This is a genomic window from Mesorhizobium sp. M0244, from assembly GCF_040321795.1.
Taxonomy (GTDB): domain Bacteria; phylum Pseudomonadota; class Alphaproteobacteria; order Rhizobiales; family Rhizobiaceae; genus Mesorhizobium.
This window is the reverse complement of the sequence record NZ_JAMYSE010000008.1, coordinates 45093-71502: the sequence shown is the minus strand read 5'-3', so window position 1 is coordinate 71502 and position 26410 is coordinate 45093. Positions and strand designations below refer to the sequence as shown.

The following is a 26410-nucleotide window of genomic DNA, read 5'->3' as shown; positions in this document are numbered from 1 at the left end:
CCGGGCTTCTCCCTATCGCGGCGCTCCGGTCGAACGCTGCACCAACGCCGCCGCAATACCCATGCCAAATGGATCCGCATGACCTGAACTGACGTTGGGCTCGCCAATGATGGGATGAATGCGGTGGCACAAGACGGGAATGACAAGGCCGCCGTCCAGCACGCGCTTGATGTTCTCCGGCAGATTGCCGGTCGATCTCTCTGGCTTGCGGTTTTGCTGCACATCGTGGTGGGCTCCTCGGTTTGCCGACTTTGGGAAGGGCCGCATCGCTGGCACCAGAGCGGAGAATTGCCGTGTTCTTTGCCGCGCTGCCGCTGCAGCGACAGCTTGAAAGCGACGTCGAGACGTAGGGATTGACGCCGCTGGTGCTGACCGCGACGATGCGGTTCAGAAGTTCCGAGCACCGGCGAGAAAGCCGCGCTCGACCGCCAGCTTCGCGCCTTCACACGCGACGCCGCCGCCTTATCTGCGTCATCAATATCGAGGAAATGGCGGTTGCCGCGACCGACCAGTGTCGTCGGCAGTGATTATCGCTGCCGCCCCTGGTTCGCAGGCGCTGGTGAATGGCACGGCCCGGCAATTTATACTCGGCGCGGTCAGCCGCTCGGGCACCGCATCGCCGGCGCCGTATTTCTGTCGTTCAACATCGCCGACAAAAATTAGAACTGATGAATTCTATCATAGGCCGCGAGGTTTCCTTTCACGAATGAAAGAAAGCTCGATTGACTATCCCGCCTCGCTCCAGTCTTTTGAAAATCAACGTGTGGTTGCCCCCGTGCAAGCCGAGAACGTGACCAAGCTTCGTGGAGGGAGAGCCAAGCGATGCGTCAGGGGTCGACCCGCTTTGCACTCGACCACACGGCGGTGGCACGAGTTCACGTCAGAGCATTTTCGCGCTTGCCCGCGACGTCGCGGGCGCACATGCCGCAGGCATGCATTTCATGGCGCGAGATCGAGGATCACATGCACCACAACATTCCCAAATCAGAACAAAATGCCAGCGAGTGCCGCATTTCGCTTCCGGATGCGAAAAGGGCTTACCCAAAGTCCGAGACGAACACCGCGGTCCCTTTTGTGCCATCGCACGAGCACGCGCTTACCGGCATCTTCGAAATATCGAAAGTACTCACCGACCCCGCCCGGCTCGAAGTCACGTTGGCCAAGGTCGTCGATCTCCTGCCCTCGTTTGTGCAGATGCGGCACGGCATCATCGCTCTCTTCGACGCTGAGGGCATACTGGACATCACCGTAATCACCGGCTGCGACGAGAACAGCGATGAGCGCTCCCGGATGCGTCTGCCGCGCAAGGCAATCGATCGGATTGTGACGACGGACACGCCGCTCGTCGCCGAGAACATAGCCGTGCATTCGGCCTTCACTGCCGCTGACATAGAGGTGCTTGGGGCCTCCGACCCCGTGTCGTTCATCGGCGTTCCCATTCGTGTTGATGGGAACGCCGTAGGCACGCTGACTATCGACCGCGCCTTGGACAGCAGGTCAACGTATCGGCTCGATTATGATGTCCGGCTGCTCACCATGATCGCCAACATGGTGGGACAGACAGTCAAGTTGCACCGCTTCTCCGCGGGCGACCGCGAACGACCGACAGAGGTGGAAGATCGGCTGCAAACGCAATTCTCTGATGTCAAGCACCCTGCACCGCAGCGCAAGAAGGTTCACGTCAAGGGAATGATTGGCGATAGTCCGGCGCTAAGCGCGCTGCTCGAGAAGATCGCAGTGGTAGCTAAGGCAAAGACCACGGTTCTGTTGCGAGGCGAATCCGGTACCGGGAAGGAGCTGGTCGCCAAGGCAATTCACGAGTTGTCGCCGCGCGCCAAGCGGCCCTTCATCAAACTCAATTGTGCAGCGCTGCCAGAGACTGTCCTGGAATCCGAATTGTTCGGTCATGAGAAGGGTGCCTTCACAAGCGCGTTCAATTCCCGCAAGGGTCGCTTTGAGCTCGCCGACAAGGGGACGTTGTTTCTGGATGAGATCGGCGAGATCTCGGCCTCCTTCCAGGCAAAGCTACTGCGCGTGCTGCAGGAGCAGGAGTTTGAGCGCGTCGGCAGCAACCAGACCATCAAGGTCGACGTTCGCGTGATTGCCGCCACGAACAGGAACCTTGAAGAGGCGGTTGCAAGGAATGAGTTCCGCGCCGACCTATATTATCGCATCAACGTGGTTCCCTTGCTGGTGCCGGCATTACGCCAAAGGCGCAGCGATATTCCGCTCCTCGCAGCTGAGTTTCTCAAGAATTTCAACGATGAGAACGGCCGTACGCTGACCTTCGATGCGCGTGCGATTGAAGTACTGATGAAATGTGAATTTCCCGGCAACATTCGCGAGCTTGAAAATTGCGTGCACCGGACAGCGATCCTGGCGGAGGGACGATCAATCGGGAGAAACGACTTTGCGTGCTCCCACGACCAATGCTTTGCCGAGGCGCTGCGGAAGAGCAGATCGGGCAAGGCCGCGCTGCAACCAGCGCCAATCGTGCCAGAGGCAGCGAATCCGGCCACGCCGCCGGATGCGGCCGCTCGTTCGGCCGCCACCACAGTCCCGCCTGCCGGAGCAACCCACTCATTGGGCGCGAGGACCACCGACGCCGAGCGCGTCATTGCTGCCATGGAAAGATGTGGCTGGGTGCAGGCAAAGGCGGCGCGCCTGCTTGGACTGACCCCGCGCCAGATTGGCTACGTGCTGAGGAAATACGGCATCGAGGTCAAGCGTCTGTGAAAGCATGACTCAGGCGGATTAGCTGAGACCGCTTAGCGGCTTGGCCCGCGCAGGGATGCAGATCCGCGTCCGCGTCAAGTCGATCCGACCGAGGACAGCCTGGCCGAATTCCCGTGGCAGCCGGCGTTGCGACCATCTTGTGAAAGGCGACGCTGCCATCGTCAATCCGTCCGCCATGTTGCTCTCGTTGCGAGCTCATACGGATGCCCCTGTGCGACTGAAACGGAGATAAAATATGTCCGATGCAAAACTGCAAGCTGTGCTTTCGTCTCTTCCGCAAGGGACGCGACAGCTAGATGCTCTGCCGTCCAACGGACCAGCGCCGGACAGAAGTTTTGTCAAGCTGAATACGAATGAGAACCCGTTTCCGTTGCCGCCAATCATAATGCAAAGTGCAGTGGCGGCCCTCAATCGCCAGTATCTGTATCCGGACGACGATAACATCAGCTTGAGGGAAGCAGCGTCCAATACCTATGGCGTATCCACGGATCAGGTCATCGCAGGCAACGGGTCGTCTGAACTGCTCGGACTCATCTACAGAGCTTTCCTCGCCCCTGGCGACAAGGTGGCGATGATATCGCCAGGGTTTTCGTTCAACCGCAAACTTGCCATGTTGCATGGTGCTGAGTTTCTCGAGATCGGATGTCAAACTCATTCGCTGCCAATGGAGCAATTGCTTTTCGGTCCGGCAAAAGACGCCAAGTTCATTCTGGTGGCCAATCCAAACAATCCGACCGGAACATTCCTCTCGATAAGCAATATCGAACGCCTCGTGGCACAATCGGATCGCCTGGTCGTCCTTGATGAGGCCTACGTCGACTTTGCACCCGATCACGGGCTGCGCCTCATCAACCGTTATTCGAACCTTCTGATCTTGAGAACATTTTCGAAGAGCTATGCCGCCGCCGGCATTCGCGTCGGTTTCGGTTTCGGTCACCCTGAGATTATTGGCAGGCTGCGCAACATCCAGAACGTCTTCAACATGAACGTGATCGGGCATGCGGTTGGTATCAGCGTGCTTGCGCATCGCGGCGCCTACGCAGAGAACCACAAGCACATCAGACATGAACGACAGCGAGTGACAGCCGCACTGTCGCAACTTGGATTTTCCGTAACGCCCTCCCACGCAAATTTCTTGCTAGCCCGTGTGCCAGCGGGACAGGACGGCTCATGGTGGCAAGCAGCCTTGGAAAGGCAAAAGATACTCGTTGCCTACTTTCCGGACAATGGTTTGGAACATTGCATCCGCGTCAGCATCGGCACAAAAGAGCAATTGGATGCATTTCTTGCTGCCGCTCGCGATATAGTTGGAAGCTTAAACATACCAAGCGCCACGGGCAGGGGAGCGTCAGGCTCTGCTCGTTCGGTACGCTGACGCTAATCCGATATCACACATTGCTATCTTTAGGCTTGCTTGGTCACCCAAGCACGACAACATTTTTCTTTAAAATCGGGGACAATATCGAGTGACAAACGTCTTTCCTTCAAACCTAGCCTTCGGCATCTTCGATCATCTGGACGAGGACGGCCTCGATATCGCCCGGCAGTACGAAGATCGCCTGATATTAGCAGAGGCGTGCGATCAGCTAGGGTTCTATGCCTATCATCTCGCAGAGCACCACTGTACCCCCCATGGGAGAGGTCCATCGCCGAATCTGTTCTTATCGAGCGTCGCCCAGCGCACCCGGCGCCTGCGTCTCGGACCCTTGGTGATGCTGCTTGCGCTTTATCATCCGCTGCGTGCGTTCGAAGAGATCTGTATGCTGGACCAGTTGAGCGGTGGCAGGCTCGAACTGGGCATAGGGCGCGGTGCTCTCCCGATCGAATTGGGTTACTTCGGGATTGGTGCGGACGCGGTGCCGGGCCGCTATGCGGAAGCCAGCGAAATTCTTGTTGAAATACTTGTTAATGCCATGAAGGTTGGCACGCTGTGCTATCAAGGCCGCCATTTTGAGCTCAATGACGTTCCTTTGACGCTAAGACCTCATCAGCGTCCACATCCGCCGACATGGGTCGCCGCCAATCGACCCGAGTCCGCAGCCTGGGCCGCTGCGAATGGAGCAAATATCGCGTGTGTAGGACCTTCCTCTTCTGTTCGCAAAACTACTGATGCGTTCCGCGCCTATCAAGAGGACAACACTGGCGCGGGCGATCGAGCGCCATTTATTGGATTGCTCCGCATGGTCGTGGTTGGGCGTTGTGACACACATGCCTATTCGCTCGCGGCACCTGCTTACGAACGATGGCTCAAGAGCTTCCAATTCCTTTACGAGCTTAACGCTATCCCCACTCCACCCAACCTGCCGCTGACCTTCGATGCGGCAGTCGAGAGTGAATTGTGCGTGGTAGGATCAGCAGCGTCTGTGCGAGAAGCTCTGCTCAGTCAGTTGGAAGAGGCAGGTGCTAACTACCTTCTTTGTCAACTGGCATTTGGGAATCTGCCGCTCGATGCTTCCCTATACACCGCGACGACCATTCAATCCGAAATCATGGCTCGACTTGGCTGACCATGAAATTCGCGGTCTGATCCGAAGGTAAATCGTTGTAACAGCGCTCCCTCACATTGCTCGAGCGTGCACGTGGTGGGGATTGGGAAATCGTGAGGGAGGCCAAACTGACCACGAGCCGGCGGCACAGATTACCAGGTTTGTGCGTTGGCCGGCATCTGGGCACGGTGTGAGACTGCACGATCCTAAGGAGATGATGGCCGAGCGCGTCACGATGCCGGCACGCATCTGCTCGTCGCGCTCGCGCTAGTCGTTGCCCATAGCCCGCCGCAAGAGGTTCTTCTCGACCGGGGCGGCGCCGGTGGCGGCTCCCGCATCCAGCTTCATCAGCGGCTCGGCGGTAGCAAAGCCGTCACTCGCTACGGCGCTGTTGAGGGCGCGCTCGCGAGCGGCTTTGCTACGCCGAGCGACACCACCTGGAGCGAGTTCGCCCGATGTCGCGGCGTGCACCGCGGTCGGATAACGACGCTGGAGGAAATCGTTCGCAGCCGGTCTTCACGATCCGCGCGAGTGCTTTGCATGAATGCTGCCTGCTTCCTCGTCTGCGGCGGCCTGAGTGTCCGCCGGCACGCCCGAAGTCAATGCCAGTACCACAAGGCCGACAAGACGTCAGGTCTGGGAGCCGGCTTGTACGGTCGTATCGTGTTCGGGAATATCGTCGAAGGAGGCGTAGTTGAGATTGTAGAGTTTGGAATACAGGCCCCCCATGGCTATTAGCTGATCGTGATTGCCAGTCGCAATAACTTGGCCATTCTGAAGCACGATGATGCGGTTGGCACCCCGGGTCGTGGCAAGACGGTGGGCGATGACGAGGCCAGTGCGCCCTTCAAGCAGCTTTACCAGAGCCTTCTGAATCTGCATTTCCGTGTAGCTGTCGATGTTGGCGGTAGCTTCGTCGAGCACGAGGATCTTGGCGTCGGCGACGAGGGCGCGGGCGAAACTGATAAGCTGGCGCTGGCCGAGAGATAAGTTGTCGCCGCGTTCGCCAAGTTGGGTCTCATACCCGTCGGCGAGGCTCATTATGAAATCGTGGGCGCCGACCGCCTTGGCGGCCTCGATCACCTTGTCGCGCGTGGCTTCCGTCTTGTGGTATCGAATGTTCTCGAAGACCGTCCCGGTGAACAGGAACGGCTCCTGCAGCACCATGGCGACCTGGCGGCCGAGCGATTCCTGGGTGAGATCGCGCACATCATGTCCGCCGACCAGCACTTGGCCCTGCTGAACATCATAGAAGCGGTGGACCAGGGCCATCGCGCTCGATTTGCCAGAACCGCTCGGCCCCACCAGTGCGACCGTCTCGCCGGGATTGACCCGGAAGGAGACATTTTTCAGCACCGAACGGTTCGGATTGTAGCCGAAGGTGACGTCCCTGAACTCGACCGAGCCGTCCATTTCGGGCGAAAGCACCTCGGCATTGGGTTTGTCCTGAACATCGATCTTGACGTCGAGCACATCGGTCAGGCGCTTGCCTGAGGCCATGGCGCGCTGCATGACCGAATATTGCAGGGTGAGTGAGCGGATCGGGTCAAAGAAGCGCTGGATGTAAAATAGGTAGGCAACCAATACGCCCACATCTATGCGGCCATTCATGACCATCGAGCCGCCGACCACAATAACGGCGGCCATGGCGAGGCCGGTGAGGCCATCGACGATAGGCACCATGACCAGTGCATATTTGGCAGCGATCAGGTGGGTCCTGAGGTTGGCATGGGCCTTGTCGTCAAAAAGGATGAAATTCACCTGCTGGCGGTCCATTGACTGGACGGTGCGCACGCCGTGAATGGCTTCGGCCAGCGCGCCGTTGACGACGGAATTAGTCTCGTGTGCGGCCATGAAGGCGTCGCGGGCACGCGGCAGCCAGACAATGCGGACGATCACCAGGACCGGCAGAACCGAGAGCGTCAGGAGGCCGAGGCGGAAGTCGAGCGACAGCATTACGAAAACGATGCCGAAGAGGAGCGCAACATCGCCTACGGAATATACCGAGGTTTCGAGGAATTCCTGTATGGAGTTGACGTCGCCTTGCAGGCGCGACATGAGGCGTCCGACCTCGGTCTTGTCCATGAAGGAGAGCGAAACCTTCTGCAGATGGCCAAACATGGCGCGGCGGATGTCGAACAGGACAGTTTCGGCCACTTTCCCAACCACAGTTTCCTGCATGTAGCCGGCAGCGAAATTGACCAAAATCGCCAAGACGAACGCGCCGACGGCCGCAAGCTGGGCTGAGCGATCGGTCCTTGCCGGGTTCATGCCCTGGTCGATCGCGTAGCGGATGATCAACGGGATGAGAAGCTGCGTCCCCGTGAAGATCAGCATTGCTGCAATCGTGATGACTACCCTGGCCCGATAGGGACGGACGAAGGCCCAGATGCGCCGGAGGATGCTCTTGTCGAAAGCCCGGCCGAACATCTCCTCCTCGATGCGGTGCGAGCCGACAACCGCGCGCGGAGGGCGTCTGCCGTCGTCACGTTCGGCTTCGAGTTCGCCGGCGCGGCCCTGCGCCATCAGCGGGCGCCCCCATACTGGGTCATAATGTCATCACCCGGGCGCGTCTGGAGATCGTAAAGGGCCCTGTAGCGTCCCCGCTTCGCCAAAAGCTCTTGATGCGTGCCGCGTTCTACGATTTCGCCGTTATCGACAAAAAGGATCTGATCGGCATGCATAAGCGCACTCAGCCGGTGCGCGATGATGATCGTCACCCGATCCTTGGCGAAGCGCCGCATCGCCGCGCGGATGCGCTGCTCGGTGCCGGCATCGATCGCGGCCGTTGCGTCGTCGAAAACGACGACGGAGGGGCGCAGCATCATGGTGCGAGCAATCGTGAGACGCTGGCGCTGGCCGCCAGAGAGAGAGACGCCGCGTTCGCCCACGACCGTCTCGTAGCCTGCTGGGAGCCCGAGGATGTAGTTGTGGAGCTGGGCGAATTCGCCAGCGCGTTCGATTCGCTGTCTCTTCGCCCAGGGATCGCCATAAGCGATGTTGTTCTCGATCGTGGTGGTGAATAGGAATGCATCCTGCTGTACGACGGCGACCGCCTTGCGAAGCGTCGCGAGGGTGACATTGCGTATGTCCTGGCCGTCCAGCGTGATGGCGCCACCGGTCACGTCGTAAAAGCGGGGGACCAGATGAGCCATCGTCGATTTGCCCGAACCCGGCGGACCGACGATCGCGATCGTCTCGCCTCTACGGGCCTCAAAGCTGAGGTTCTTCAGAATGGCGCGGTTTTCGGCGCTGGGGTACGCAAACGAGACATTGTGGAAGCGCAGAGTGCCGTCGCTTATCTCGAGCGGTCTGGCCTCGAGAGCATCCCTGATTGTGATCTCCTGGTCGAGGAGACCGAAAAGCCGCGAACCGCAGCTAGAAGCGCGGGCAAAGGCATTGACCATGAGGCCGATCTGGCGGACTGGCATTTGCAGGATTGTCATGAAGGTCAGGAAGGTCGCCACCGTTCCGACGCTGATCTCGCCAGCGACGAGCTTGCTGCCACCGATCCAGAGCACCAATCCCATTGCGAAAAAGAGGGACAAGGTCATCGCCGACGTGCTGGGCACGTAAATGTCGACGCGGTCGTTGGCGAGGTCGAGCGCGTTCTTGGAAGCGCCGTCGAACTTCAGCATCTCATAGGCTTGAGCCGCAAAAGCGCGGACCACGCGGATGCCTGCGAGATTTTCCTCCATCACGCGGCTTAGTACTGAAAGCCGCTCATGCAGGTCGAGCCAGGTGGCGCGCAGCCTAAGCTGTGTGGCCGATGAGCGCCAGGCGACAAAAGGCACGAAGCTCAGCGCGACCAGGCCGAGCATGGGATCGGTCGAGATCATCATGTAGGCGCCGATCCCGATCAGCATGGTGAGCAGGAGCACGCGAACGAGCGCGGTGGAAAAATACATCCGCACGCCTTGGAGATCGAGCATTCCGATGGTGATCAGATCGCCTGAATGGACCCGGTCGTGAAAGGAAAAGCTGAGACGCTGGATCTTGTCGTAGTAGGCGAGCCGCAGTTCGTACGCGACATGATGCCCGACGGCTTCGGCAAAATAGTTCTGCGCCATCGTGAAAAGGCCGCGTAGCGCGCTGACGGCGAGCAGCAGGAGAGCCGGGATCCAGAGCGCTTGTCCTGCCGCGGTCCCCGCGACACCGCCCCCGATGGCTGTCTGGGTCAGGTCGACGGCCCGGCCGAGAAGCTGGGGAATGAGCAACTGGAGGATTGCCGCCAGGACCGTCGAGCCCATAGCGAAGGCGACCTGCCAGGGATGCCGCAAATTCATACGCGTGATGCGCAACAGCGTACTCAAATCCCGGCCCCAGCGCGCCGCTTCCACATGGGTCAACGAATTTAGAGCGTTCGTTGCGCTGCCGATAGCATCACTGCTCACGGGTGTATTCCCGACTGCATTTTGCGCCTTCGAGGCAAGCCGAAGGACCAATCATCAAAGGGGCCCGCCATTGTTAATCCTGTCCACCACCTGCAGCAGTGCCCGTTCCTATAAGCCGAGCCGCGGCTTCACTTACTGGCATGTCGATCACCGTGATTCCGCTTGCCGCAAGGAAACGCGCTTCGTTTCTGGTCAGCGTTTCCGCGTCCATTACCGCGCAATGTGGACCTCGGGAGCGCTTCATGATCTGCCTGGCGTAGGTGCGCAGCATCTGATCGTTGAAGCGGCAGCCAACGAAGAAAAGTCCACGGGTGATGCGCCGTTCCTTCACCACGTCTGGGATCGGTGTCTGGATATCGATTTCGGTCAGGACTTCGACATAGTCGGAATCTGCGACGAGAAAGTTTTGCGCCGGCCTAATACTCCCGTGAGGTGTATAGAGAACCGTCTTTGCCCCCGATCGGGGGTCGAGTTCCCTCCCGGACAAATCGTAGGTTTTCGTCCAAATGTTACCGATTTCGTTCGCCCGCGTGACGCCTTGTATCTCAACGACGTCCGTTCGGCCGGTCTCTACGAGAGCCGTGCGCATCGCGCCGTCGTACCAGCTGTCGACGATGAGGGAGAGCGGCAGCCTTGCGAGCCAGGCGTGGAGGAGGGTAGGCGCCACCGGCGCTGCGAATATGTCGGTCATCCAAGCTTGAAGCGTCCGGCGATGCCGGCGCTGTTCGATGAACTGCGCAACCGACCACATATTGGTGCGGATCCTGGAAGGGGCTGGCGCCCGTGCATTGAGTGCCGCGGCAACGACCTCGGGCGCATGCGGCACAGGCGGTTCCGCACAGTTGAACCCAAGAAGACCCGGACCGAGATAGGGGATCACCTGATCGGCGGCGAGCGCTTCCTTCGCCAGGTCAAGCAGCTTTTCGGCAAAACTGTCCCGCACGATGACCAGGTGGCCCGATGTCAGGATCGTGTTCATGCTCGTTTCCTCGCGACGCACCTTGTGAACGGGCAGCATCAGTCCTCTTCGGAAACCTTCCTTGCCTCGACGGTGATCGGCAGACGCGTATCCCGTGGAAGATCGGGTAGGAGGAGCCGCCACCCGTTCCTGAGCGTCACAGTTCCGCCCCACAACTCTTCCTTCTCGAGCTTGATGATCGGCTCTTCGAGGTCCTTCTTCGGGACATACGCCGACAAGCCAGCATCGGTCCTGCGGATCATGACTTTCATCTGGCCGTCCCTTCATTGGTATTGCTATCAGCACTGCAGGGCGCCTCGGCTTTGTCGAGGCTCATCAGTTCACGCGCTCGCATGCCGACGACGGTGCCACGGTCGATCCATTCGACCGCATAGATGAAGAACTGCTGGAGAAAGGTGCCAATGTCGCGCACATATCCCTCGTCGCCCTTCCGCACGAGATTTTCGCCGATCTCCCTGCCAGGATAGGTGCCGTCATTTTTTATATGGCGAGTGGCACGTACCCGCTCTCCCGGCATGAATCGTGGAGGCCTGCGGATTTCGACCTCCTCTTCGCGTCCGAGCGACATGTCCGTTCCCTGATTTTCCCTTGAGGCTGCAGATTGTGAACAAGGCGTTCCAGGCGTCCTGCGCAGGCAGCCCCGACCATGTCGGCAGCCCAATGTCCGTCACGCAGGAACGCAGGTCTTCGGCACCGGGCATACCGAGGCACATTGCTGCGCATCGAAGACCCCCTCGCACTCGGTGCACTTGTGGGGCTCGATCACGTAGCTCTCGCCTTTGAACTTGATCGCGCCGGAGGGACATTCGAATTCGCAGGCGCCGCATTGGGTGCATTGGGATGCGATGATCTTGAAAGCCATTTTAACTCCTGGTCCGAATGAATGAGACAGCTCAGGCCGTCGCCGCGAGTGCGGGGGTCCCACACGCGGCGGCGTAAATCGCGCTGATTGCGGTCTCGATATAGTCATGGGCATAAGTGTCGGTGGCTCGGATTCCAGCGTCCGCGAGCTGATCCTGCGGGCAGTTTCCGATCTTGGCGCACAGCACGATATCTATGCCTTCAAGCGCTGCGATGACGCCATCGAGGGCGGCTTCTCCGCCCCAGCCGCCGAGGCAATACTGCTCGACCTTCCGATGCCCGACAAAACTGATCCCTCTCAGCGAGGCTTGATAAACCTGGAATTCCTTCGCATGGCCGAAATGTTCATTGACGCGGCCGCCGCCCTTGGTCGCCACCGCGAAGAGAAGGGACTTGCCGGGGCTCGCTGCCTTGACCAATCCGATCGCTTCTCTCCTAGCCGCCACGTGATCACGGCGCTCCTCCGCGACCAGCTCCCGATAGGCCTTGCGATTGCTGGCATCGTAGGTGACCTCGCCGGGAATCCGCTCGAGTGTGAATTCCTGGCCACGATCCTCACCGAGCAGGCCGACGGCATCTGCCCGGCACTGCCGGCAGTGGCGCATCAACTGGGCGCCGCCTTCGACACGATCCTGAAGAGCCTTCATCTCCATTGCGTTTGGGCCGCGTTGCCCGCTCAGTCCGTAGTGCGTGCCGTGCGCCGGGTCCGAAATCAGCGGCATGAGGTTGTGCAGGAACGCGCCTCGCTCCTTGACCCATCTATTCACCTCGATCAGATGCTCATCGTTCACGCCGGGGATCATCACCGAATTGATTTTGGTGAGGATGCCGCGCGCGGTCAGCATCTCCAGACCCAACATCTGCCGCTCGTGCAGGATCCGGGCGGCTTCGATGCCGAAGTAGCGGCGATGGTCGTAAAAGATCCAAGGATAGATCTTTGCACCGACCTCAGGGTCGACCATGTTGATGGTGATCGTCACGTGATCGACATTCATGTCGGCAAGCTCATCGACATGGTCCGGCAGCGCGAGCCCATTCGTGGAGATGCAAAACTTGATGTCTGGGATTTCCCTGGCGACTCGTTCGAACGTTGCCTTCGTCTTCTTCCAGTCGTAACAGGCATCGCCAGGTCCGGCGATGCCGAGCACGGAAAGCTGCGGCACCTCGTTGGCGACCGCGATCACCTTGCGTAGCGCCTGGTCGGACGTCAGCTTTTCGGAGACCACCCCAGGCCGGCTTTCGTTGGCGCAGTTATATTTGCGATTGCAGTAGTTGCACTGGACATTGCAGCCGGGCGCGACCGCGACGTGCATGCGCGCGAAATAGTGATGCGCCTCTTCTGAAAAGCAGGGGTGATCCTTGATCTTGTCCCAGACAGCCGGATCCGTGTCGTCCGGCTTTATCGACGAGCCGCAGGACGAAGACGCGCAGCCACCGGCTTTCACGGTGGCAAGCAACTGGTCATCGAATGTCGTGCTGAGGCTCTCAAGCGAAATTGCCGGTGCGGACATCGAACGGCTCCGTTGCTGGGTGAATGTCGCAGTTCAAACCGCAAGAGCTATGCCAGCTCAAAGAGCGGTTTTGGTTCACGAATTGGCTTTCGTGTCGGATTCCGTCGGATTGCTCCGACACACCTTTGTCGGGCTTCCGACAGTGGACAAGCAAATCGGGTCGCGAAGGCTACCAGCCTTGGCGCGCAGAGTGTGAGGGAGACTACTCCGGGCTTACGTTTGACGTCATCACAACGTCTAGAATTTCTTCACCTCGATACCATGCCGGCGCAGGGCGTAGCCGATTTGCCGCGGCGTGAGGCCGAGGATACGAGCCGCCCTGGCCTGAACCCAACCGGCCTTGTCCATCGCGTCGATCAGCCGGTCGCGTTCCGTCAGACGCGGGGGACAAGCGGGATCGTTCGGATCGCCGGCCGTAACGGGAGAAACGTTGCCTGCGGAGGCACCGATGCGACTGGCCGGCAGCCGCAATCCGACCGGCACTGCGTTGACCCGTGCGAGATCGTCGATGGTATTGCCGCCATTCGAGCGGTCGGCTCGCTTCCAGAGGAGCCAGGAAAGGCACTGGCTCTTCTTACAGGCGAAATCGGATGGCGTGATCGTCCTTGAACGCGCAAGTGTGGCCGTCCTTTGGACGCAGTTCTCCAGCTCGCGGACGTTACCAGGGAAGTAGCATTGCGAGATCAGGTCAAGCGCCGACGGCGCGAAGGCGAGTGCGCGACCGTTCTCCTTGTTGAATCGATTAAGGAAGGCGTTCGCAAGGCGTGGAATATCGCCGGGTCGCTCTCTGAGCGGAGGCAGGATAATTGGCACCACATTGATGCGGTAATAAAGGTCGGCCCTGAACTCCCCTTTTATGACGGCCGTCTCGAGGTCCTTGTTGGTGGCGCATATGAGGCGCACGTCGACCTGTAGCGTTTTGGTGCCGCCGACTCGCTCCAACTCGCCTTCCTGCAAGACACGCAACAGCTTGGCTTGAAAGGCCGGCGAAATCTCGCCGATTTCATCAAGTAGCAGCGTTCCCTCATTTGCCAATTCAAAACGACCGGCGCGCTGGGAGATAGCACCCGTGAAAGCGCCCTTTTCATGCCCAAACAGTTCTGACTCCAGAACGCTTTCAGACAGTGCGGCGCAGTTCAATTTGACGAAAGACTTCTTCCTCCGACGTGAGAGCTTATGGATGGCTTGCGCAAAGAATTCCTTGCCGGTGCCGCTTTCACCCCGCAGTAGCACGGTGGAATTGGTCCCTGCTACGACCGAGACGGTTTCGAGCACCTGCTTGAGTGCGGGGCTTTCCCCGATGATCCCGTCGATTTTGACATCCGCATGCCGGGCAGGGTCGTAGGTCCTCCCCTCGTTGGGCGATGTCTCCGGTCTCCATTGCTCATGGACAGACCGCTGACGATCTGTACTCAGAATGCGATGGAGACGGATCGTCCGGCCGACAAGGTTGGCGACCATCGTCAGGAAGTATGTGTCCTCGTCGTCGCGAAAGTCGGTGGCGCCGTCTCCGGCGCGGTCGATCGACAATGTCCCAAGGATTTTATGATCAGCCTTTAGCGGGATACCGATAAGGCAATTGGGATGGTGCCGCTGCTCGAAGATGTTTGAAGGTCAGCTTGAAATAGTTGGGACTTGCGGACGTCCGGTATGAAGAGCGGCGTCCCCGTAGCGACGATTTGATCTGTTATGGCCTGTGGTATGACGCGGCGAGTGCCTGATTGAGGTGCGTGGGTATTGCCGGCAGTTGCGGCAATCTCCGGCTCTCCTTCAGCGTCCAGGACGACGATTGCTCCGTGACGCATCTGCAGAAACGAAGGCAGGATGTTCACGACATTGGCGAGCGTAATCTCCAGCTCGCTGGGGGCGGTCAGCACCTTCGATATCTCGTAGAGTCCCCTGAGCGCGATATCTGCTTGGGGCATGCTTTTGATGGGCGGTTCAGGGCGGGTATCCCGAGGTGCCACCTCGTCGACCCGATCTTGCGGTACGTGAGCCATGGAAACACCTCAGCGGTTGTCGTCCAGAGTGCTCCTCCTTTTGTGTCTGAGTCTGAATTCTGAAAGCACAGTATTCACGAGCTTCTCTTCGTTGCGAGGCGATTCAAGCAAAGATGAGACTTGGCGTTGGTCGCGACCTCAGGTGTAACCAAGACTAACCCTCTTGATACGTGCGTGCGTCGGTCATCCGAATTTGAAGAGGACTCCGAAACCGCCGCGTGGATAGTTCCACTCGATCTCGCCACTGGTCTCACACAAAATCCGGCAGGTGCCGCACTCCATGCAGCCGTCGGCAGTGATCTCCACTTGACCTTTGTCGTTCAACTCATAACATTTCGCCGGGCAGACGTGGGTCAGCGCGAGCAAGTTCGCGCTTGGCCTCTCGTGCGGTAGCACTTTGATATGCGGACGGCCGGAATCCACCAAGTAGCGGTTCTGGTAAAGCTTGTCCTCGACACGTGACTTCGTCACTGCGATCGTCATTTCGTCTCCCCTCAGCGCCACGCCAATGCAAGGCGAACCGCGTCGCTGACCAGCCCCCAGCGGGAGCGCGCCTTGATGAAGGCCGCCGTGGTCGCCTTTTCCTTCTCGATCTTCGGCGTGCCGTCGACACGCATGAAGTTCTGCGCGGCTTGCGACATCAACCGCGGATAAGCCGTGAAGTAATTGCAGGAATTGGTGTGGAGCAAGGCCGGCATGTCTTTGTATTTCCTTAGGTCCTTGACCACGAAGGACTTGTCCAGCATGGCTTTGTAAAGGGCGAGATTCCGTTTGGTCATAGGACCGTTGCGGCTCTTGACCTCGATGATTGCCTCAGCCGCGATGCGGCCGGAGGTCATGGCGAGGTTCGAACCCTCGCGGTGAATGGCGTTGTTCAGTTGCGCGGCATCGCCGACCACGACCCAACCGTCGCCAAAGAGCTGCGGAATAGCCTTGTAGCCGCCTTCGGGAATGAGATGCGCGGAATATTCTTTCACTTCCGAGCCGGCGATCAGCGGCCGGATCGAAGGATGGGTTTTTAAGGCGTCGAGGAGGACGTAAGGGCTCTCGACCATCGCGGCGAAATCGGAGACGAGGCAGCCAATGCCCAGTGAGATCGACTCCTTGTTGGTGTAGAGGAAGCCGAGCCCGGCCATGCTGCGGGAGGTCGTGCCCACCGCCTCGATCACGCAGCCTTCATCGCCTTTGAGGCCGAACCGCTGCTCAATGACCTCTTCGGGCAGGAAATGCATTTCCTTGACGGCGAGCGCCACGGTTTGCGGCTTCGGCATCTCGCGCAGGCCGGCCCGCGTGCCAAGCAGTCCGCAGACACCTTCTGCGAGGACGACCACGTCCGCGTAGATGGCTCCGCCGGCCCGGTCTGTGCGGACGCCGATCACCCTGTCCTTGGCGTCACGGATGAGTTCCGTCACGGTCGTCTCGCACAGAACCGTCGCGCCGGCCGCGCGCACCTTACGCGAAAACCATTTATCGAACTGGGCACGGATGATCGTGTAGCGGTTGGGCTTCGCCTCATTGAAGTCGTCCGACCGATAGTGAATCCCGGTATGGGATGTGTCGTCCATCACCCAAAGCCGCTGTTCAACCAAATGCCGCTCGAGAGGCGCATCGTCCCGGAAATCCGGGATGATCTTCTCCAGCATGTTCGCGTACATGATGGCACCCTGGACATTCTTGGAGCCCGGATATTCACCCCGCTCCAACTGCAGCACCTTCAGGCCGTGGCTGGCCATGGTGTAAGCAGCTGCGTTTCCGGACATGCCGGCCCCAATAACAATGGCGTCGAATTGTTCCTCAATCATGTCCATCCCTTAGCTCGCAAGCTTATCGCGACTGTGGGGCGACAGCCGCCGGGTGAAGGCTTCCGTCAGTGCGGGCAGGAAGCGGATCGCGTCGGTGACGATCCCGAGGTGAGCGAAATCGAAAATCGGCGCGTTCGGGTCGGTGTTGATGGCCACGATGAGATCCGCCCCCTCCACGCCAACCCGATGCTGGACGGCGCCGGAAATCCCAGCCGCTATGTAAAGCTTCGGCCGGATGGTCTTGCCAGTTTGGCCGATCTGCCGATCAGCCGGCATCCAGCTCTTCTGGACCAACGGGCGCGAACAGCCATGCTCGGCACCAATTGCCCGCGCGAGATTCTTCACCAGCTGCAGGTTCTCCGCCGCGCCTAGACCCAGGCCTCCCGCAACCACGACGTCGGCATAGGCAAGATTTGCCTTTGCCGACTGACTATCCGGCAGGAAGCCCAGGATTTTGGTAACGATCTCGTCCTCGGCTACCGAGAGCTTGTGCCGGATGACACGCCCGACCGGTTTATCCGCCCGCGGTGGCATGGGCATGACCCTCGGTCGCACTGTCGCCATCTGGGGGCGGAAATTGAGCGTATAGATCGTGCACAGCAAGGAACCGCCGAAAGTCGGACGGGTGGCGGCGAGCGAACCGTCGGTATCCACATCAAGTTCGGTGCAGTCGGCCGTGAGCCCTGTCTGCAAGGTCGTCGCCACGGAGCCGGCAAGATCCCTGCCGAGTGTGGTGGCACCGAGAAGAAGGATCTCGGGTTTGTGGGTATCGACCAGATCCGTCATCGCCTTGGTGAATGGCTCGTTCCGATAGTCGGCGAGCAGCGGCGCCTCGACGATGTAGACAAGGTCGGCGCCATAAGCGAACGCTTCGGCAACGGCGTTCCCGATGGCCTCTCCCGGCGGTCCAAGCACGACGCCTGCAAGCTGGACCTGAAGCTTGTCTGCTAACTTGCGGCCTTCGCCGAGCAGTTCGAATGATACGGGATGGACCTGGCCGCGTTCGAGCTCGATGAAAACCCAGATGTGCCGGTAGTCCTTGAAATGCGCGGGCAGCTCCTTCTTTATTCCGGCACGGCCGGCGGCAGGGCGAGGGGTTTCTCGGTTCGCGTTCGACATCGTCTGATCCTTGCCCTCTCACGCGCCGCCGTTGAAGGCGAGCTCATGTTCCAATGCCGGCTGGCGGGTGAAGATTGCCGTGATGAGTTCGTCAGCGACATCGCGCAAAGCCATCTCGGCGGTGTCGATTTTTGCCGCCTTTTCCGCCCGCGCAGGAGGGGCGAAAACGCGCTTGACGACCGTCGGTGAACCGCGCAGGCCGCATTTGGTGAGATCCTCAATGCCGGCGTCGGCCGCACTCCATTTCAAGACCTGGCTGCGCGCGGCGCACAGGGCGTCCTGGATCGAGCCCCGGCGGATCTCGTTTGTGCCTTCCAGCATGGTGATCAGGCAAGGTAGCCTGCTCTTCAGCATCTGTGTGCCGCCTTCGGAGCGGCGCTCAACCTTGATCTCGCGCGCAGCAAGGTCGATAGAGGCGATCTTCGCGACATAGGTCAACTGCAGGAGTCCGAGGCGCTTGGCGATGCCGGGCCCGACCTGGGCGGTGTCGCCATCGATCGTCTGCTTGCCGGTGAAGACGAGGTCTGGCGTGCCGAACGTCTCGCCAACCTTCGCGATTGCCTGGGAAAGGGCGAACGAGGTCGCGAGCGTGTCGGAGCCGGCAAAATAGCGGTCGGTCAAGAGCACCGCTCGGTCGGCGCCGTAACCGAGCGCCTTGCGCAGCGCGTCCTCTGCCATGGGCGGACCCATAGTGAGCACGGTGACTTCGCCACCATAGGAGTCGCGCAGTCTGAGGGCTTCTTCGAGGGCGAACAGGTCGTAAGGGTTGATGATAGTCGGAACACCCTGGCGCATGATCGTGTTCGTCACCGGATGGACCCTTATCTGTGCCGAGTCCGGCACCTGCTTGATGCAGATTACGATGTGCATTGGCGGTTTCTCCAGGCTCCTGTCCGGATGCGGGCTTGGCGGTTCATCTCCTTGGTTTGCATCATTCGTGCCAACTGTTTTGCGTGCCCCCTCTGCGATTGGTTGCTTCTGAGGGCGCCGTGGTGATGACCGGATTTGTCGGCTTCTCGACATTGTCGCGTCGCAACCCGTGTCGCGGTCATTCCTGTCCGAACCGCTTCAGTACGGAGTCGAACGGGACAAAGGTGCGGCCCGGCGTGGCAGGTTTGTTCGGATCGTGGTCTTTGAGCACCTTGAAGACCCGATGCGTGAGCGGCGAGGAAATCGCGAAGTCCTCGTAAGCGCGTTCGAGCGTCGCCCGCACCCGCGCGGCAATCACCTGGTCGGGCAGACCGGAGAAATCTTCTTCGGCAAGGTATTGGCCCACGCGCTTCATGATGTGGAGCCGCGAGACATTCAGCACTTTCGGGTCATAGGAGACGCCAAGGACTGCAAAGAACTCCTCCGCAGCCGACAGGCGCTTCAGTCGTGCGAGGATGTCGGTGACGTCGATGGGGCGGCTGTCAGCGGAACAATTCATTGCATTCTCCCTGGTCGGAAAACTGTGGTGTCGGTGCGCTCGCGCACGGCTGACCTGGACCCGCACAGCTCCGCGAGGGATGCCTCGCTGCACATTCCATCGTAGAGCTCGACCAGTTGAGTTGCAGTGACGGTCGATTTGGTCTCGGCCGCCTCGCGCCGGACGCGGGCCACCATCGCGGCTGCCAGATCCGGGTCGAGATCGCGACCGCTTTCGCTCAGCACATGGGCAATCGCAGTGGCGCCGGAATGCTTGCCGATGACGATACGCCGGCAGCGGCCGACGAGAGCCGGATCGAGCCCCTGATAAGTGCGCGAGTCCTTCAGCAGCCCTGCGACGTGAATGCCGGATTTGTGCGTGAAAACATCGGCGCCGACGACCGGCTTAATGGCCGCGGTCTGCCGGCGGGCGGCCCAAGCCACCTGGGCGGCGAGGTCGGGCAATGCGGTCAGCTCGATGCCGGTATCCGCGCCGTCGAAGACCGCCATCGCGGCGGCCACCTCTTCCAGCGCGGCATTGCCCGCACGCTCGCCGAGCCCCAGGACGGTGACGGACGCATGGCGCGCGCCTGCGCGGATCGCGGCCAGCGTGTTGGCGGCAGCAAGTCCGAGATCGTTGTGCGCATGAAATTCAAGGTCGATTGGAGACTGCGCCACGAGCTGGGCGACAAGTTCGAAGGTCGAAAACGCGTCGAGAACGCCGACTGTGTCGGCTAGCCTGACGCGGCTTGCGCCGGCGCGTGCAGCCGTCTCGATGACGCGGGCGAGATGATCCCGATTGGCCCGCGAGGCATCCTCGCAGCCCACCGCGACGAAGAAGCCGGCGGCGGCTGCGCGCCTGACCATATGTTCGATGACCTGGAGCGCTCCCGCCTTATCGAGGCCGAGCTTGGCGGCAAGTTGGATGTCCGACGCAGGCAGCGATAGATTGACGGCGTGGACGCCGCTCTCGATCGCTGCATCGAGATCCAGCGACGTCATCCGGCGCCAGGCCATGAGCCGAACCGGGAGACACCGCGCGACCACGGCGCGAATTGTTTCGATCTCGTCGGCGCCCATGACCGGCGTGCCGATCTCGATCTCTGTGACGCCGGCCGCCGCAAGAGACTCGGCGATCTCCAGCTTTTCCGTCGTGGTAAAGGCCACGCCGGGCGCCTGCTCGCCATCGCGCAAGGTCGTATCGTTGAGAAAGACATGACGGGTCATGAACGGTAGCCTGTTCTGCTGCCGCTCAGGCATAGACCGGATTGAACGTCTTCGGAGCTTCGCTTACCTGGCCCAGAACTGGGAAAGCCACGCAGCTTCTCCACGATTGCCGGCATGACCTCGAGCACCCGGTCGACGTCCGCTTCGCCGTTGTCCCGCGCCAAGGAGAAGCGGACTGCCGCGTGTGGCGTTTTCATCGCGCTCAGGACATGGCTCGGTTCCAGAGAGCCGGAGGTGCAGGCGGAGCCGGAGGAACACGCGATGCCCACGCGGCTGAGGAGGAGTGGAATTCCATCACTTTCGACATGTTCGAAGGAGATGTTTGCGGTGTTGGGCAACCGTTCCAGGGGATCACCAGTGACACAGGTGCTGGGGATGCGCTGGAGAATTCCGTCCTCTAAACGGTCGCGGAGCGACTTTACCCGTGTGGTCTCGTCGTCCATGAATTTCAAGGCGAGTTCGGCCGCCATGCCGAGCCCGACTATGCCGGGCGTATTCTCGGTGCCAGCACGCCGGTTGTGTTCTTGGTGGCCCCCCTTGATCAGCGAGTGGAAATTGACGCCACGTTTTACGAAAAGCGCGCCGATCCCTTTCGGCCCGTGCAGCTTGTGGCCGGAGAGCGACAGCATGTCGATTGCGGTCGACTTCAGGTCCATCGAAAGCTTGCCGACCGCCTGCACAGCATCGGTATGGAAAAGGGCGCCCACTTCCTTGGCCAACTCGGCAAGCCTGGCCACGGGGAAGATCACACCAGTCTCATTGTTCGCCCACATTATCGAGACGATTGCCACCTGCGGGGTGAGGGCGGCCATATAGGCGTCGAGGTCGAGCCGGCCACGGCAATCCACCGGGATCCTGTGCACCTTGACGCGGCGGGTCTTCTCAAGATGCGCGCAGAGCGTCAGCACGGCGGGATGCTCGACCGCGGACGTCACGATCTCGGTTCGGTTGGGCGTCGCCTCGAGCGCCGAAAGAAGCGCTGCATTGTCGCTTTCTGTCCCACCCGAGGTGAAGGTGATCTCATCGTCGAACTCCGCGCCGATCAGAGCTTGCAACTGCCTCCGCGCCTTTCTCACCGCCGCACTGACTGAGGCGCCAAGAGCGTGCGCCGACGAAGGGTTGCCGAATTGATCCCTAAAGAACGGCAACATCGCTTGCACGACCTCAGGATCGGCCCGTGTGGTTGCGTTGTTGTCGAGGTAGACAGGTTTCATGTGCGATCCTCAGTTGACCGGAATGACGCGAGCGTGCGACCGCCTCATTAAGCCTCTGGCGCATGCCGTTGATGTTGATGGGCCCGAACTGGCAGCCGGCGCGGACGCCCGAGAGTTTGACTTAGACCGGATCGGCGTCGACACGGACAAGTCCGCAGTCGCCGCCGTCAGCCCGCAGGTAAGGACGCCCGAACACGACAACGTTATCGATAAGCCGAATTTGGCGCAGCGGCGCGATTTGGCCGCCAGCAGCTTGGGTGCCACCAGGAACCGAACTGTTTCGGCAGGCGACGTTCTTTGCATCCTACCGGAAGCGATTGCCGGTCCCGAGATCGGCTTTGACCTTGCCTTGTTGTTGAGGACGGGGACATCTGTTGTGCCGGCCATGTAAGCCTCCTCTTCCGCAAAAGAGTCCGTTGGCGGCAATCGCTTCATGGACCCGCACAGGCGCTTCGGGCGATCAACTGAAGGACTTGCCGCAGCCGCACTTCTCGCGCGCGTTGGGGTTATCGAAGACAAAGCCGGAAGATTCGAGCCCGGTGAGGAAGTCGACGGTCATGCCCGCGACATGGGGTTGGGAGCCCGCGTCCACGAACAGCTTGATCCCATCTGTCTCGGTGATCGCGTCGCCCTCGCGCGACACGCTCTCCAGGCCCATTAAGTATTTGAAGCCGGCGCAGCCGCCGGCCTGGACCATGATGCGAAAGCCTTCCGCCGGCTCGCTGGCGCGGGAAAGAGCAGTCTTGATGGCGGCAACAGCGTTGTCGGTGAGCGTAATCATGGCTCCATTCTCCTCAGTCCGGGACCTGCTTGCGCATCACGCTGCATGCACCGTGCCAAAGCGAAAACCGTTTCAACACAGCGCGGCATCTCTGACCCTGCGGTGGTTCTTGTGAGTCCATTGCTGCGAAGGTGTCGGCCAACCGACACGTACTGTCGGGTTTGTCGGGTCCGCCACGCGGGATGTTGGGCCTGAGTTGTTGGCTGAACTCACATTAAACCAATGACCATTACAGAAGACTCCTTCTGAGCTGCTTCGGCGCAATTGGCACGGTTTTTGAAGCTCCACTGGCGAGGCGGCAAGAGACTGCCGATCCACAATCGTGTCGTGGGTGCCCTCGCGATCGATGCGGCGAAGCAAGGGAGCAACATGTCAGGACTGGGTCAGACACGCTTTGTTTGGCGAAGCAGCGCCGCCCGTGGCATCCGAATGACCGATTGGCCGATTGCGACAACACCCACAATCGCTCACCACCGCCCGGTGGCCACCGACCGGCTCGATGAGATTCCATCGGCATGTGCCTGCTCGTGTCACTCGGGTCTCGCCGCTCCGATAGCACCCCCGGTTTTCGCGCGGGTGCGACGACGTGCGCACGCTGTCCAGCGACACTTTGTTCACGGGCCAGCAGCAGATCAGGGTCGAGCATTACGGCGCGCCCGATCGGCTGAAGATTCACCGGCAGGGCAGCTGATCCTCACACGTAGGTGGAAGCAGGGGTAAGACATGGACCAGCGCGAGAAACCGTCGCCGGACGAAATCCGGCGGGCGTGCGAAGACAATCCGAAAATCCGGGAGCATGATCTCGCCGCTCGATTGGGCATTTCGGAAGCGGAATTGGTCGCGGCGCATTGTGGTCACGGCGCGGTGCGCATCGAGCCGCGCGTCGATGATCTGCTGACCGGCCTCGAAGCGGTCGGCGAGGTGATGGCGCTCACCCGCAATGAAAGTGCCGTGCACGAAAAGATCGGCGTCTACGAAAAAGTGGTCACCGGCAACCAGCATGCCATGGTGCTCGGCGACGACATCGACCTGCGCATCTTCCCGAAAGCGTGGGCGTATGGCTTCGCCGTCGAGAAGCGCGAGGGAGCCGAGATCCGCCGCAGCCTGCAATTCTTTGATGCCACCGGCGAGGCGATGCACAAAATACATCTCAGGCCCGCCTCGAACCTGCACGCCTATCAGAATCTGGCGGCAGAGCTCGTATCCTCCGACCAGGAGCCGATCATATCGGTCGAGGCGAGCGGGGCGCGCGATAACGCAGTGAGTCCAGACCAAACCGCCACGGTCGACGACCTACGCGAGCACTGGAGCCGGCTGAGCGACGTGCATCAGTTCTACCATATGTTGAAAACACTGAAGCTCAGCCGCTGCCAGGCGATGCGTATGGCCGACGAGGATTACGCCTGGCTGCTCGACAATGATGCCGTTGGCGCCCTGTTCCAACAGGCGGCCGAAGACGAGATGCCGATCATGTGCTTTGTCGGCAATCGTGGTTGCATCCAGATCCATTCCGGCCCGATCAAGTCGGTCAAGCAGATCGGGCCGCGGATCAATGTGCTAGACGAGACCTTCCATCTGCATCTTAGGACCCATCACATCCGCGAGGTCTGGGCCGTGCGCAAGCCGACGAGGGACGGTCACGTCACGTCCGTTGAAGCCTATGGCGCCGACGGCAAGATGATCATCCAGTTCTTCGGCACGCGCAAGGAAGGCGAACGCGAGCGCAGCGACTGGCGGTTTCTGGCCGAGAGTCTGCCACGCGTTCCCGGTCCGACCGACAGGGATGTGTAGAGCCGGCAGGCCCGTAGGATTGAACCGGCCGCCATAGGGCTCGGCGCCACGTTCCGACAGCGGCTCGCGAGGAAATATAGGTCCATGTGCGATAGAGCTTGCCGTGTTAGCGCATACGCACGGTCAGGTGTGCACGCCGGAATTGACCGCATCGATACAGTCAGGCTCGTCGCCGGCCGGATCGCTGCGCACGAGTGCATCGCTCGTCTGACCGGAAATCCTTGCAGCGGCTACAACAACGCATATGCCATCAGCGCCGAACCGAAGCGGAAGCGCGGCCGGGTCTTGTCGGACCGCACCCGAACCTTGCGCTGGATCGCGTCGTTGCTCAATCCGGGCCGTGCGAGCGATCTCCTCGCTCGTCGACCGGAAGGCTGTGCAGCAGCAGCCAAGCCGAACAGCCCGATGTCGCGGACTCGACAAAACCGACCACGGATGTCGGTTGTCGGACGTTGTCCTAAGAATGATGGACAGGTGATCATCAGCGGCGGGCCTAGTGCAGGCTGGCATTGCTTGGTGCAGCGCCATGGGTACGCCTATCCGGCACGCGACTTGCTTCGACAACTTGATCAGCAGGGCATCAGCAGTGCGTCACGGAGCTCAGAGGTGATTGACCAGCCTCTCAACCCTAACGGGGATAAGCGGCGGCTTTGCTTCATGCCCGCAGCGCGGCGGAGATGCCCCTTCTGATCGACTTCGCAACCGATCTCATCCGCGCTGGTGCAGGTGGGCTGTATCAGGCGACAGAATCTAGAAGGCGCCCGACAAGAGACGTGCCCATGCTGGAAATCGACTTTATGAACAGCGGTGCAATCTCAATCGAGCCATGAACGCCAATGTAGAGAAAACAAAATGGCGACCAACCCCGTTCCAGATCATGTCCCGCCCGAAATGGTGAGGGACTTCAGCCTGTTTACATCGCCAGGGATGCCACCAACACCCAACGGGGATCCACACGCAGCTGTCGCTTGCGTACATGACGGGCCTCCGATCTTTTACTCCCGCTACAACACGCAAGATGGCCGGGGTACCTGGGTCATCACCCGTGCCGCGGACCAGCGGAAGGTGCTGCAGGACGCAGAGACTTTTTCCAGCCATCGCAGCATCTTCTCCTCCATACTGGGTGAAAACTGGCCGACGATCCCGCTTGAGCTCGATCCACCGGCCCATGGCGTCTTTCGCTCACTGCTCAATCCGCTGCTTTCGCCAAAGCGGGTGTTGGCTTTGGAACCGGCTGTCCGCGAACGGGCGGTCGAGCTGATCGAAAGGATCGCCGCGTCGGGCACAAGCTGCGACGTGATGAAGGATTTTGCCTTTCCTTTCGCGGTGAGCACCTTTCTTCGCTTTCTGGGGTTGCCCGATGACCGACTCGATACATTCGTCGGCTGGGGGAAAGATCTGCTCCACGGCGACGATAAGGAACGACCTGTGGCTGCCCGGACGATCGTGGCATTCATCGACGAACTTGCAGCCATGCGCCGCCAGGAGGCGGTTGACGATTTCATGAGCTTTATCGTGCAGGCACGGGTCGAGGGCCGCCGGCTGACGGACACCCAAGTCCGCGGCATCGGCGTGCTTGTCTTCGTCGCTGGGCTCGACACGGTCGCAGCAGCTATAGGCTTTGACTTGGCGTACCTCGCGCGCAACCTCAAAGATCAGCAATTGCTGCGGAGCGAACCGGACCGCATCCCGCTCGCAACCGAAGAATTGCTGCGGGCCTATCCGCCCATTCAGTTGATCCGCGTGGCTACGAAAGATATCGACTTCGAAGGCGCGCCGATCCGGAAGGGGGACTATGTTTCCTGCGCCACGATGATTGCCAATCGTGACCCGGCGGAATTCGAATGCCCCAACACAATCGATTTGGAGCGGGAAGACAACCGCCACGCAGCGTTTGGCTATGGTCCCCACCGTTGCCTTGGCTCACACCTTGCCCGGCGGGAGATTGTCATTGGCCTGGAGGAGTGGTTGGCGCGCATCCCGGCTTTCAGGATCAAGCAGGGTACGGCACCGATAACTTCTGGCGGCCATGTGTTCGGGATCGAAAATTTGATCCTGGACTGGTCTTAGGCCCGCCCCGACCCGGGGCACAGACAATGGAG

Annotated in this window: 23 protein-coding genes and 1 pseudogene; 6 read left to right on the top strand and 18 right to left on the bottom strand. The window is 60.3% G+C overall.

Annotated features, from left to right (window positions below; genetic code table 11):
- Positions 1 to 12 precede the first annotated feature (12 nt).
- Positions 13 to 222, bottom strand: coding sequence for a hypothetical protein (locus NKJ08_RS08825; protein WP_156937379.1), 210 nt, complete (start codon positions 220 to 222; stop codon positions 13 to 15).
- Positions 223 to 963: 741 nt separating this feature from the next.
- On the opposite strand from NKJ08_RS08825, the gene nifA (NKJ08_RS08820) reads away from it, so the two are divergent.
- From nifA (NKJ08_RS08820) to NKJ08_RS08810, 3 genes are all read left to right on the top strand, one after another.
- Positions 964 to 2736 (top strand): nif-specific transcriptional activator NifA, encoded by a 1773-nt coding sequence (gene nifA, locus NKJ08_RS08820; RefSeq protein ID WP_352781662.1) that lies wholly within the window; start codon positions 964 to 966, stop codon positions 2734 to 2736.
- A 235-nt stretch (positions 2737 to 2971) separates the two neighbouring features.
- The gene (gene hisC, locus NKJ08_RS08815; protein WP_352781661.1) at positions 2972 to 4111 is read left to right on the top strand and encodes a histidinol-phosphate transaminase; all 1140 of its coding nucleotides are present in this window, start codon (positions 2972 to 2974) and stop codon (positions 4109 to 4111) included.
- Between the two features lie 91 nt (positions 4112 to 4202).
- The gene (locus NKJ08_RS08810; RefSeq protein WP_023678254.1) at positions 4203 to 5243 is read left to right on the top strand and encodes an LLM class flavin-dependent oxidoreductase; all 1041 of its coding nucleotides are present in this window, start codon (positions 4203 to 4205) and stop codon (positions 5241 to 5243) included.
- Between the two features lie 246 nt (positions 5244 to 5489).
- On the opposite strand, the gene NKJ08_RS08805 is transcribed toward NKJ08_RS08810, so the two are convergent.
- From NKJ08_RS08805 to nifS, 16 genes and pseudogenes are all read right to left on the bottom strand, one after another.
- Positions 5490 to 5693: a hypothetical protein gene (locus tag NKJ08_RS08805; protein ID WP_352457028.1), complete on the bottom strand. Its 204-nt coding sequence runs from the start codon at positions 5691 to 5693 to the stop codon at positions 5490 to 5492.
- Between the two features lie 159 nt (positions 5694 to 5852).
- Positions 5853 to 7748 carry an ABC transporter ATP-binding protein gene (locus NKJ08_RS08800; RefSeq protein WP_352516059.1) on the bottom strand — a complete coding sequence of 632 codons (1896 nt, stop codon included), beginning with the start codon at positions 7746 to 7748 and terminating at the stop codon, positions 5853 to 5855.
- Positions 7748 to 9616 (bottom strand): ABC transporter ATP-binding protein, encoded by a 1869-nt coding sequence (locus NKJ08_RS08795; RefSeq protein ID WP_352781660.1) that lies wholly within the window; start codon positions 9614 to 9616, stop codon positions 7748 to 7750. Before NKJ08_RS08795 ends, NKJ08_RS08800 begins: the two co-directional genes overlap by 1 nt.
- A gap of 73 nt (positions 9617 to 9689) precedes the next feature.
- Entirely contained in the window at positions 9690 to 10595 is a 906-nt protein-coding gene (locus NKJ08_RS08790) for an SIR2 family NAD-dependent protein deacylase (RefSeq protein ID WP_352781659.1), read from the bottom strand.
- 38 nt (positions 10596 to 10633) lie between these two features.
- Positions 10634 to 10846 carry a putative nitrogen fixation protein NifT gene (gene nifT / locus NKJ08_RS08785; protein ID WP_023678250.1) on the bottom strand — a complete coding sequence of 71 codons (213 nt, stop codon included), beginning with the start codon at positions 10844 to 10846 and terminating at the stop codon, positions 10634 to 10636.
- Positions 10843 to 11163 (bottom strand): nitrogen fixation protein NifZ, encoded by a 321-nt coding sequence (locus NKJ08_RS08780; protein ID WP_352516056.1) that lies wholly within the window; start codon positions 11161 to 11163, stop codon positions 10843 to 10845. Before NKJ08_RS08780 ends, nifT begins: the two co-directional genes overlap by 4 nt.
- Before the next feature lie 99 nt (positions 11164 to 11262).
- Complete coding sequence (locus NKJ08_RS08775; protein WP_352457023.1) at positions 11263 to 11457, bottom strand: 4Fe-4S dicluster domain-containing protein; 195 nt, start codon at positions 11455 to 11457, stop codon at positions 11263 to 11265.
- Positions 11458 to 11488: 31 nt separating this feature from the next.
- Positions 11489 to 12967, bottom strand: a complete 1479-nt coding sequence (gene nifB, locus NKJ08_RS08770) for a nitrogenase cofactor biosynthesis protein NifB (RefSeq protein WP_352781658.1) — start codon at positions 12965 to 12967, stop codon at positions 11489 to 11491.
- A 237-nt stretch (positions 12968 to 13204) separates the two neighbouring features.
- A pseudogene (nifA, locus tag NKJ08_RS08765) lies at positions 13205 to 14967 on the bottom strand (nif-specific transcriptional activator NifA).
- 183 nt (positions 14968 to 15150) lie between these two features.
- Complete coding sequence (locus NKJ08_RS08760; RefSeq protein WP_352480510.1) at positions 15151 to 15450, bottom strand: ferredoxin family protein; 300 nt, start codon at positions 15448 to 15450, stop codon at positions 15151 to 15153.
- 11 nt (positions 15451 to 15461) lie between these two features.
- Entirely contained in the window at positions 15462 to 16769 is a 1308-nt protein-coding gene (locus NKJ08_RS08755) for an FAD-binding protein (protein ID WP_352781672.1), read from the bottom strand.
- Positions 16770 to 16778: 9 nt separating this feature from the next.
- Positions 16779 to 17888 carry an electron transfer flavoprotein subunit alpha/FixB family protein gene (locus NKJ08_RS08750; protein WP_352781657.1) on the bottom strand — a complete coding sequence of 370 codons (1110 nt, stop codon included), beginning with the start codon at positions 17886 to 17888 and terminating at the stop codon, positions 16779 to 16781.
- Positions 17889 to 17906: 18 nt separating this feature from the next.
- On the bottom strand, positions 17907 to 18758 hold the full coding sequence (locus NKJ08_RS08745) for an electron transfer flavoprotein subunit beta/FixA family protein (RefSeq protein WP_352548223.1): 852 nt from the start codon (positions 18756 to 18758) through the stop codon (positions 17907 to 17909).
- 178 nt (positions 18759 to 18936) lie between these two features.
- The gene (nifW, locus tag NKJ08_RS08740) at positions 18937 to 19317 is read right to left on the bottom strand and encodes a nitrogenase stabilizing/protective protein NifW (protein ID WP_352491471.1); all 381 of its coding nucleotides are present in this window, start codon (positions 19315 to 19317) and stop codon (positions 18937 to 18939) included.
- A complete protein-coding gene (nifV, locus tag NKJ08_RS08735) occupies positions 19314 to 20522 on the bottom strand; it encodes a homocitrate synthase (protein WP_352781656.1) in 1209 nt (402 codons plus the stop codon). The genes nifW and nifV overlap by 4 nt, the downstream gene beginning before the upstream one ends.
- A complete protein-coding gene (nifS, locus tag NKJ08_RS08730) occupies positions 20519 to 21736 on the bottom strand; it encodes a cysteine desulfurase NifS (protein WP_352781655.1) in 1218 nt (405 codons plus the stop codon). The genes nifV and nifS overlap by 4 nt, the downstream gene beginning before the upstream one ends.
- A gap of 13 nt (positions 21737 to 21749) precedes the next feature.
- Between nifS and NKJ08_RS08725 the strand changes: the two genes are divergently transcribed.
- A complete protein-coding gene (locus NKJ08_RS08725; protein WP_352781654.1) occupies positions 21750 to 22127 on the top strand; it encodes a hypothetical protein in 378 nt (125 codons plus the stop codon).
- Between the two features lie 69 nt (positions 22128 to 22196).
- Here NKJ08_RS08725 and NKJ08_RS08720 read toward each other — a convergent pair whose 3' ends face one another.
- Positions 22197 to 22517 (bottom strand): HesB/IscA family protein, encoded by a 321-nt coding sequence (locus tag NKJ08_RS08720; RefSeq protein ID WP_023678237.1) that lies wholly within the window; start codon positions 22515 to 22517, stop codon positions 22197 to 22199.
- A 723-nt stretch (positions 22518 to 23240) separates the two neighbouring features.
- On the opposite strand from NKJ08_RS08720, the gene NKJ08_RS08715 reads away from it, so the two are divergent.
- On the top strand, positions 23241 to 24308 hold the full coding sequence (locus NKJ08_RS08715) for a hemin-degrading factor (protein ID WP_352781653.1): 1068 nt from the start codon (positions 23241 to 23243) through the stop codon (positions 24306 to 24308).
- Positions 24309 to 25160: 852 nt separating this feature from the next.
- Entirely contained in the window at positions 25161 to 26378 is a 1218-nt protein-coding gene (locus tag NKJ08_RS08710) for a cytochrome P450 (protein ID WP_352480501.1), read from the top strand.
- Positions 26379 to 26410: the final 32 nt, after the last annotated feature.

Excerpts from the sequence above, each read along its gene's own strand:
- nifA (WP_352781662.1), top strand. The coding sequence starts at position 964 with ATGCACCACAACATTCCCAAATCAGAACAAAATGCCAGCGAGTGCCGC.
- hisC (WP_352781661.1), top strand. The coding sequence starts at position 2,972 with ATGTCCGATGCAAAACTGCAAGCTGTGCTTTCGTCTCTTCCGCAAGGG.
- NKJ08_RS08800 (WP_352516059.1), bottom strand. The coding sequence starts at position 7,748 with ATGGCGCAGGGCCGCGCCGGCGAACTCGAAGCCGAACGTGACGACGGC.
- NKJ08_RS08790 (WP_352781659.1), bottom strand. The coding sequence starts at position 10,595 with ATGAACACGATCCTGACATCGGGCCACCTGGTCATCGTGCGGGACAGT.
- nifT (WP_023678250.1), bottom strand. The coding sequence starts at position 10,846 with ATGAAAGTCATGATCCGCAGGACCGATGCTGGCTTGTCGGCGTATGTC.
- NKJ08_RS08780 (WP_352516056.1), bottom strand. The coding sequence starts at position 11,163 with ATGTCGCTCGGACGCGAAGAGGAGGTCGAAATCCGCAGGCCTCCACGA.
- NKJ08_RS08775 (WP_352457023.1), bottom strand. The coding sequence starts at position 11,457 with ATGGCTTTCAAGATCATCGCATCCCAATGCACCCAATGCGGCGCCTGC.
- nifB (WP_352781658.1), bottom strand. The coding sequence starts at position 12,967 with ATGTCCGCACCGGCAATTTCGCTTGAGAGCCTCAGCACGACATTCGAT.
- NKJ08_RS08760 (WP_352480510.1), bottom strand. The coding sequence starts at position 15,450 with ATGACGATCGCAGTGACGAAGTCACGTGTCGAGGACAAGCTTTACCAG.
- NKJ08_RS08755 (WP_352781672.1), bottom strand. The coding sequence starts at position 16,769 with ATGATTGAGGAACAATTCGACGCCATTGTTATTGGGGCCGGCATGTCC.
- NKJ08_RS08750 (WP_352781657.1), bottom strand. The coding sequence starts at position 17,888 with ATGTCGAACGCGAACCGAGAAACCCCTCGCCCTGCCGCCGGCCGTGCC.
- NKJ08_RS08745 (WP_352548223.1), bottom strand. The coding sequence starts at position 18,758 with ATGCACATCGTAATCTGCATCAAGCAGGTGCCGGACTCGGCACAGATA.
- nifW (WP_352491471.1), bottom strand. The coding sequence starts at position 19,317 with ATGAATTGTTCCGCTGACAGCCGCCCCATCGACGTCACCGACATCCTC.
- nifV (WP_352781656.1), bottom strand. The coding sequence starts at position 20,522 with ATGACCCGTCATGTCTTTCTCAACGATACGACCTTGCGCGATGGCGAG.
- nifS (WP_352781655.1), bottom strand. The coding sequence starts at position 21,736 with ATGAAACCTGTCTACCTCGACAACAACGCAACCACACGGGCCGATCCT.
- NKJ08_RS08720 (WP_023678237.1), bottom strand. The coding sequence starts at position 22,517 with ATGATTACGCTCACCGACAACGCTGTTGCCGCCATCAAGACTGCTCTT.
- NKJ08_RS08715 (WP_352781653.1), top strand. The coding sequence starts at position 23,241 with ATGGACCAGCGCGAGAAACCGTCGCCGGACGAAATCCGGCGGGCGTGC.
- NKJ08_RS08710 (WP_352480501.1), top strand. The coding sequence starts at position 25,161 with ATGGCGACCAACCCCGTTCCAGATCATGTCCCGCCCGAAATGGTGAGG.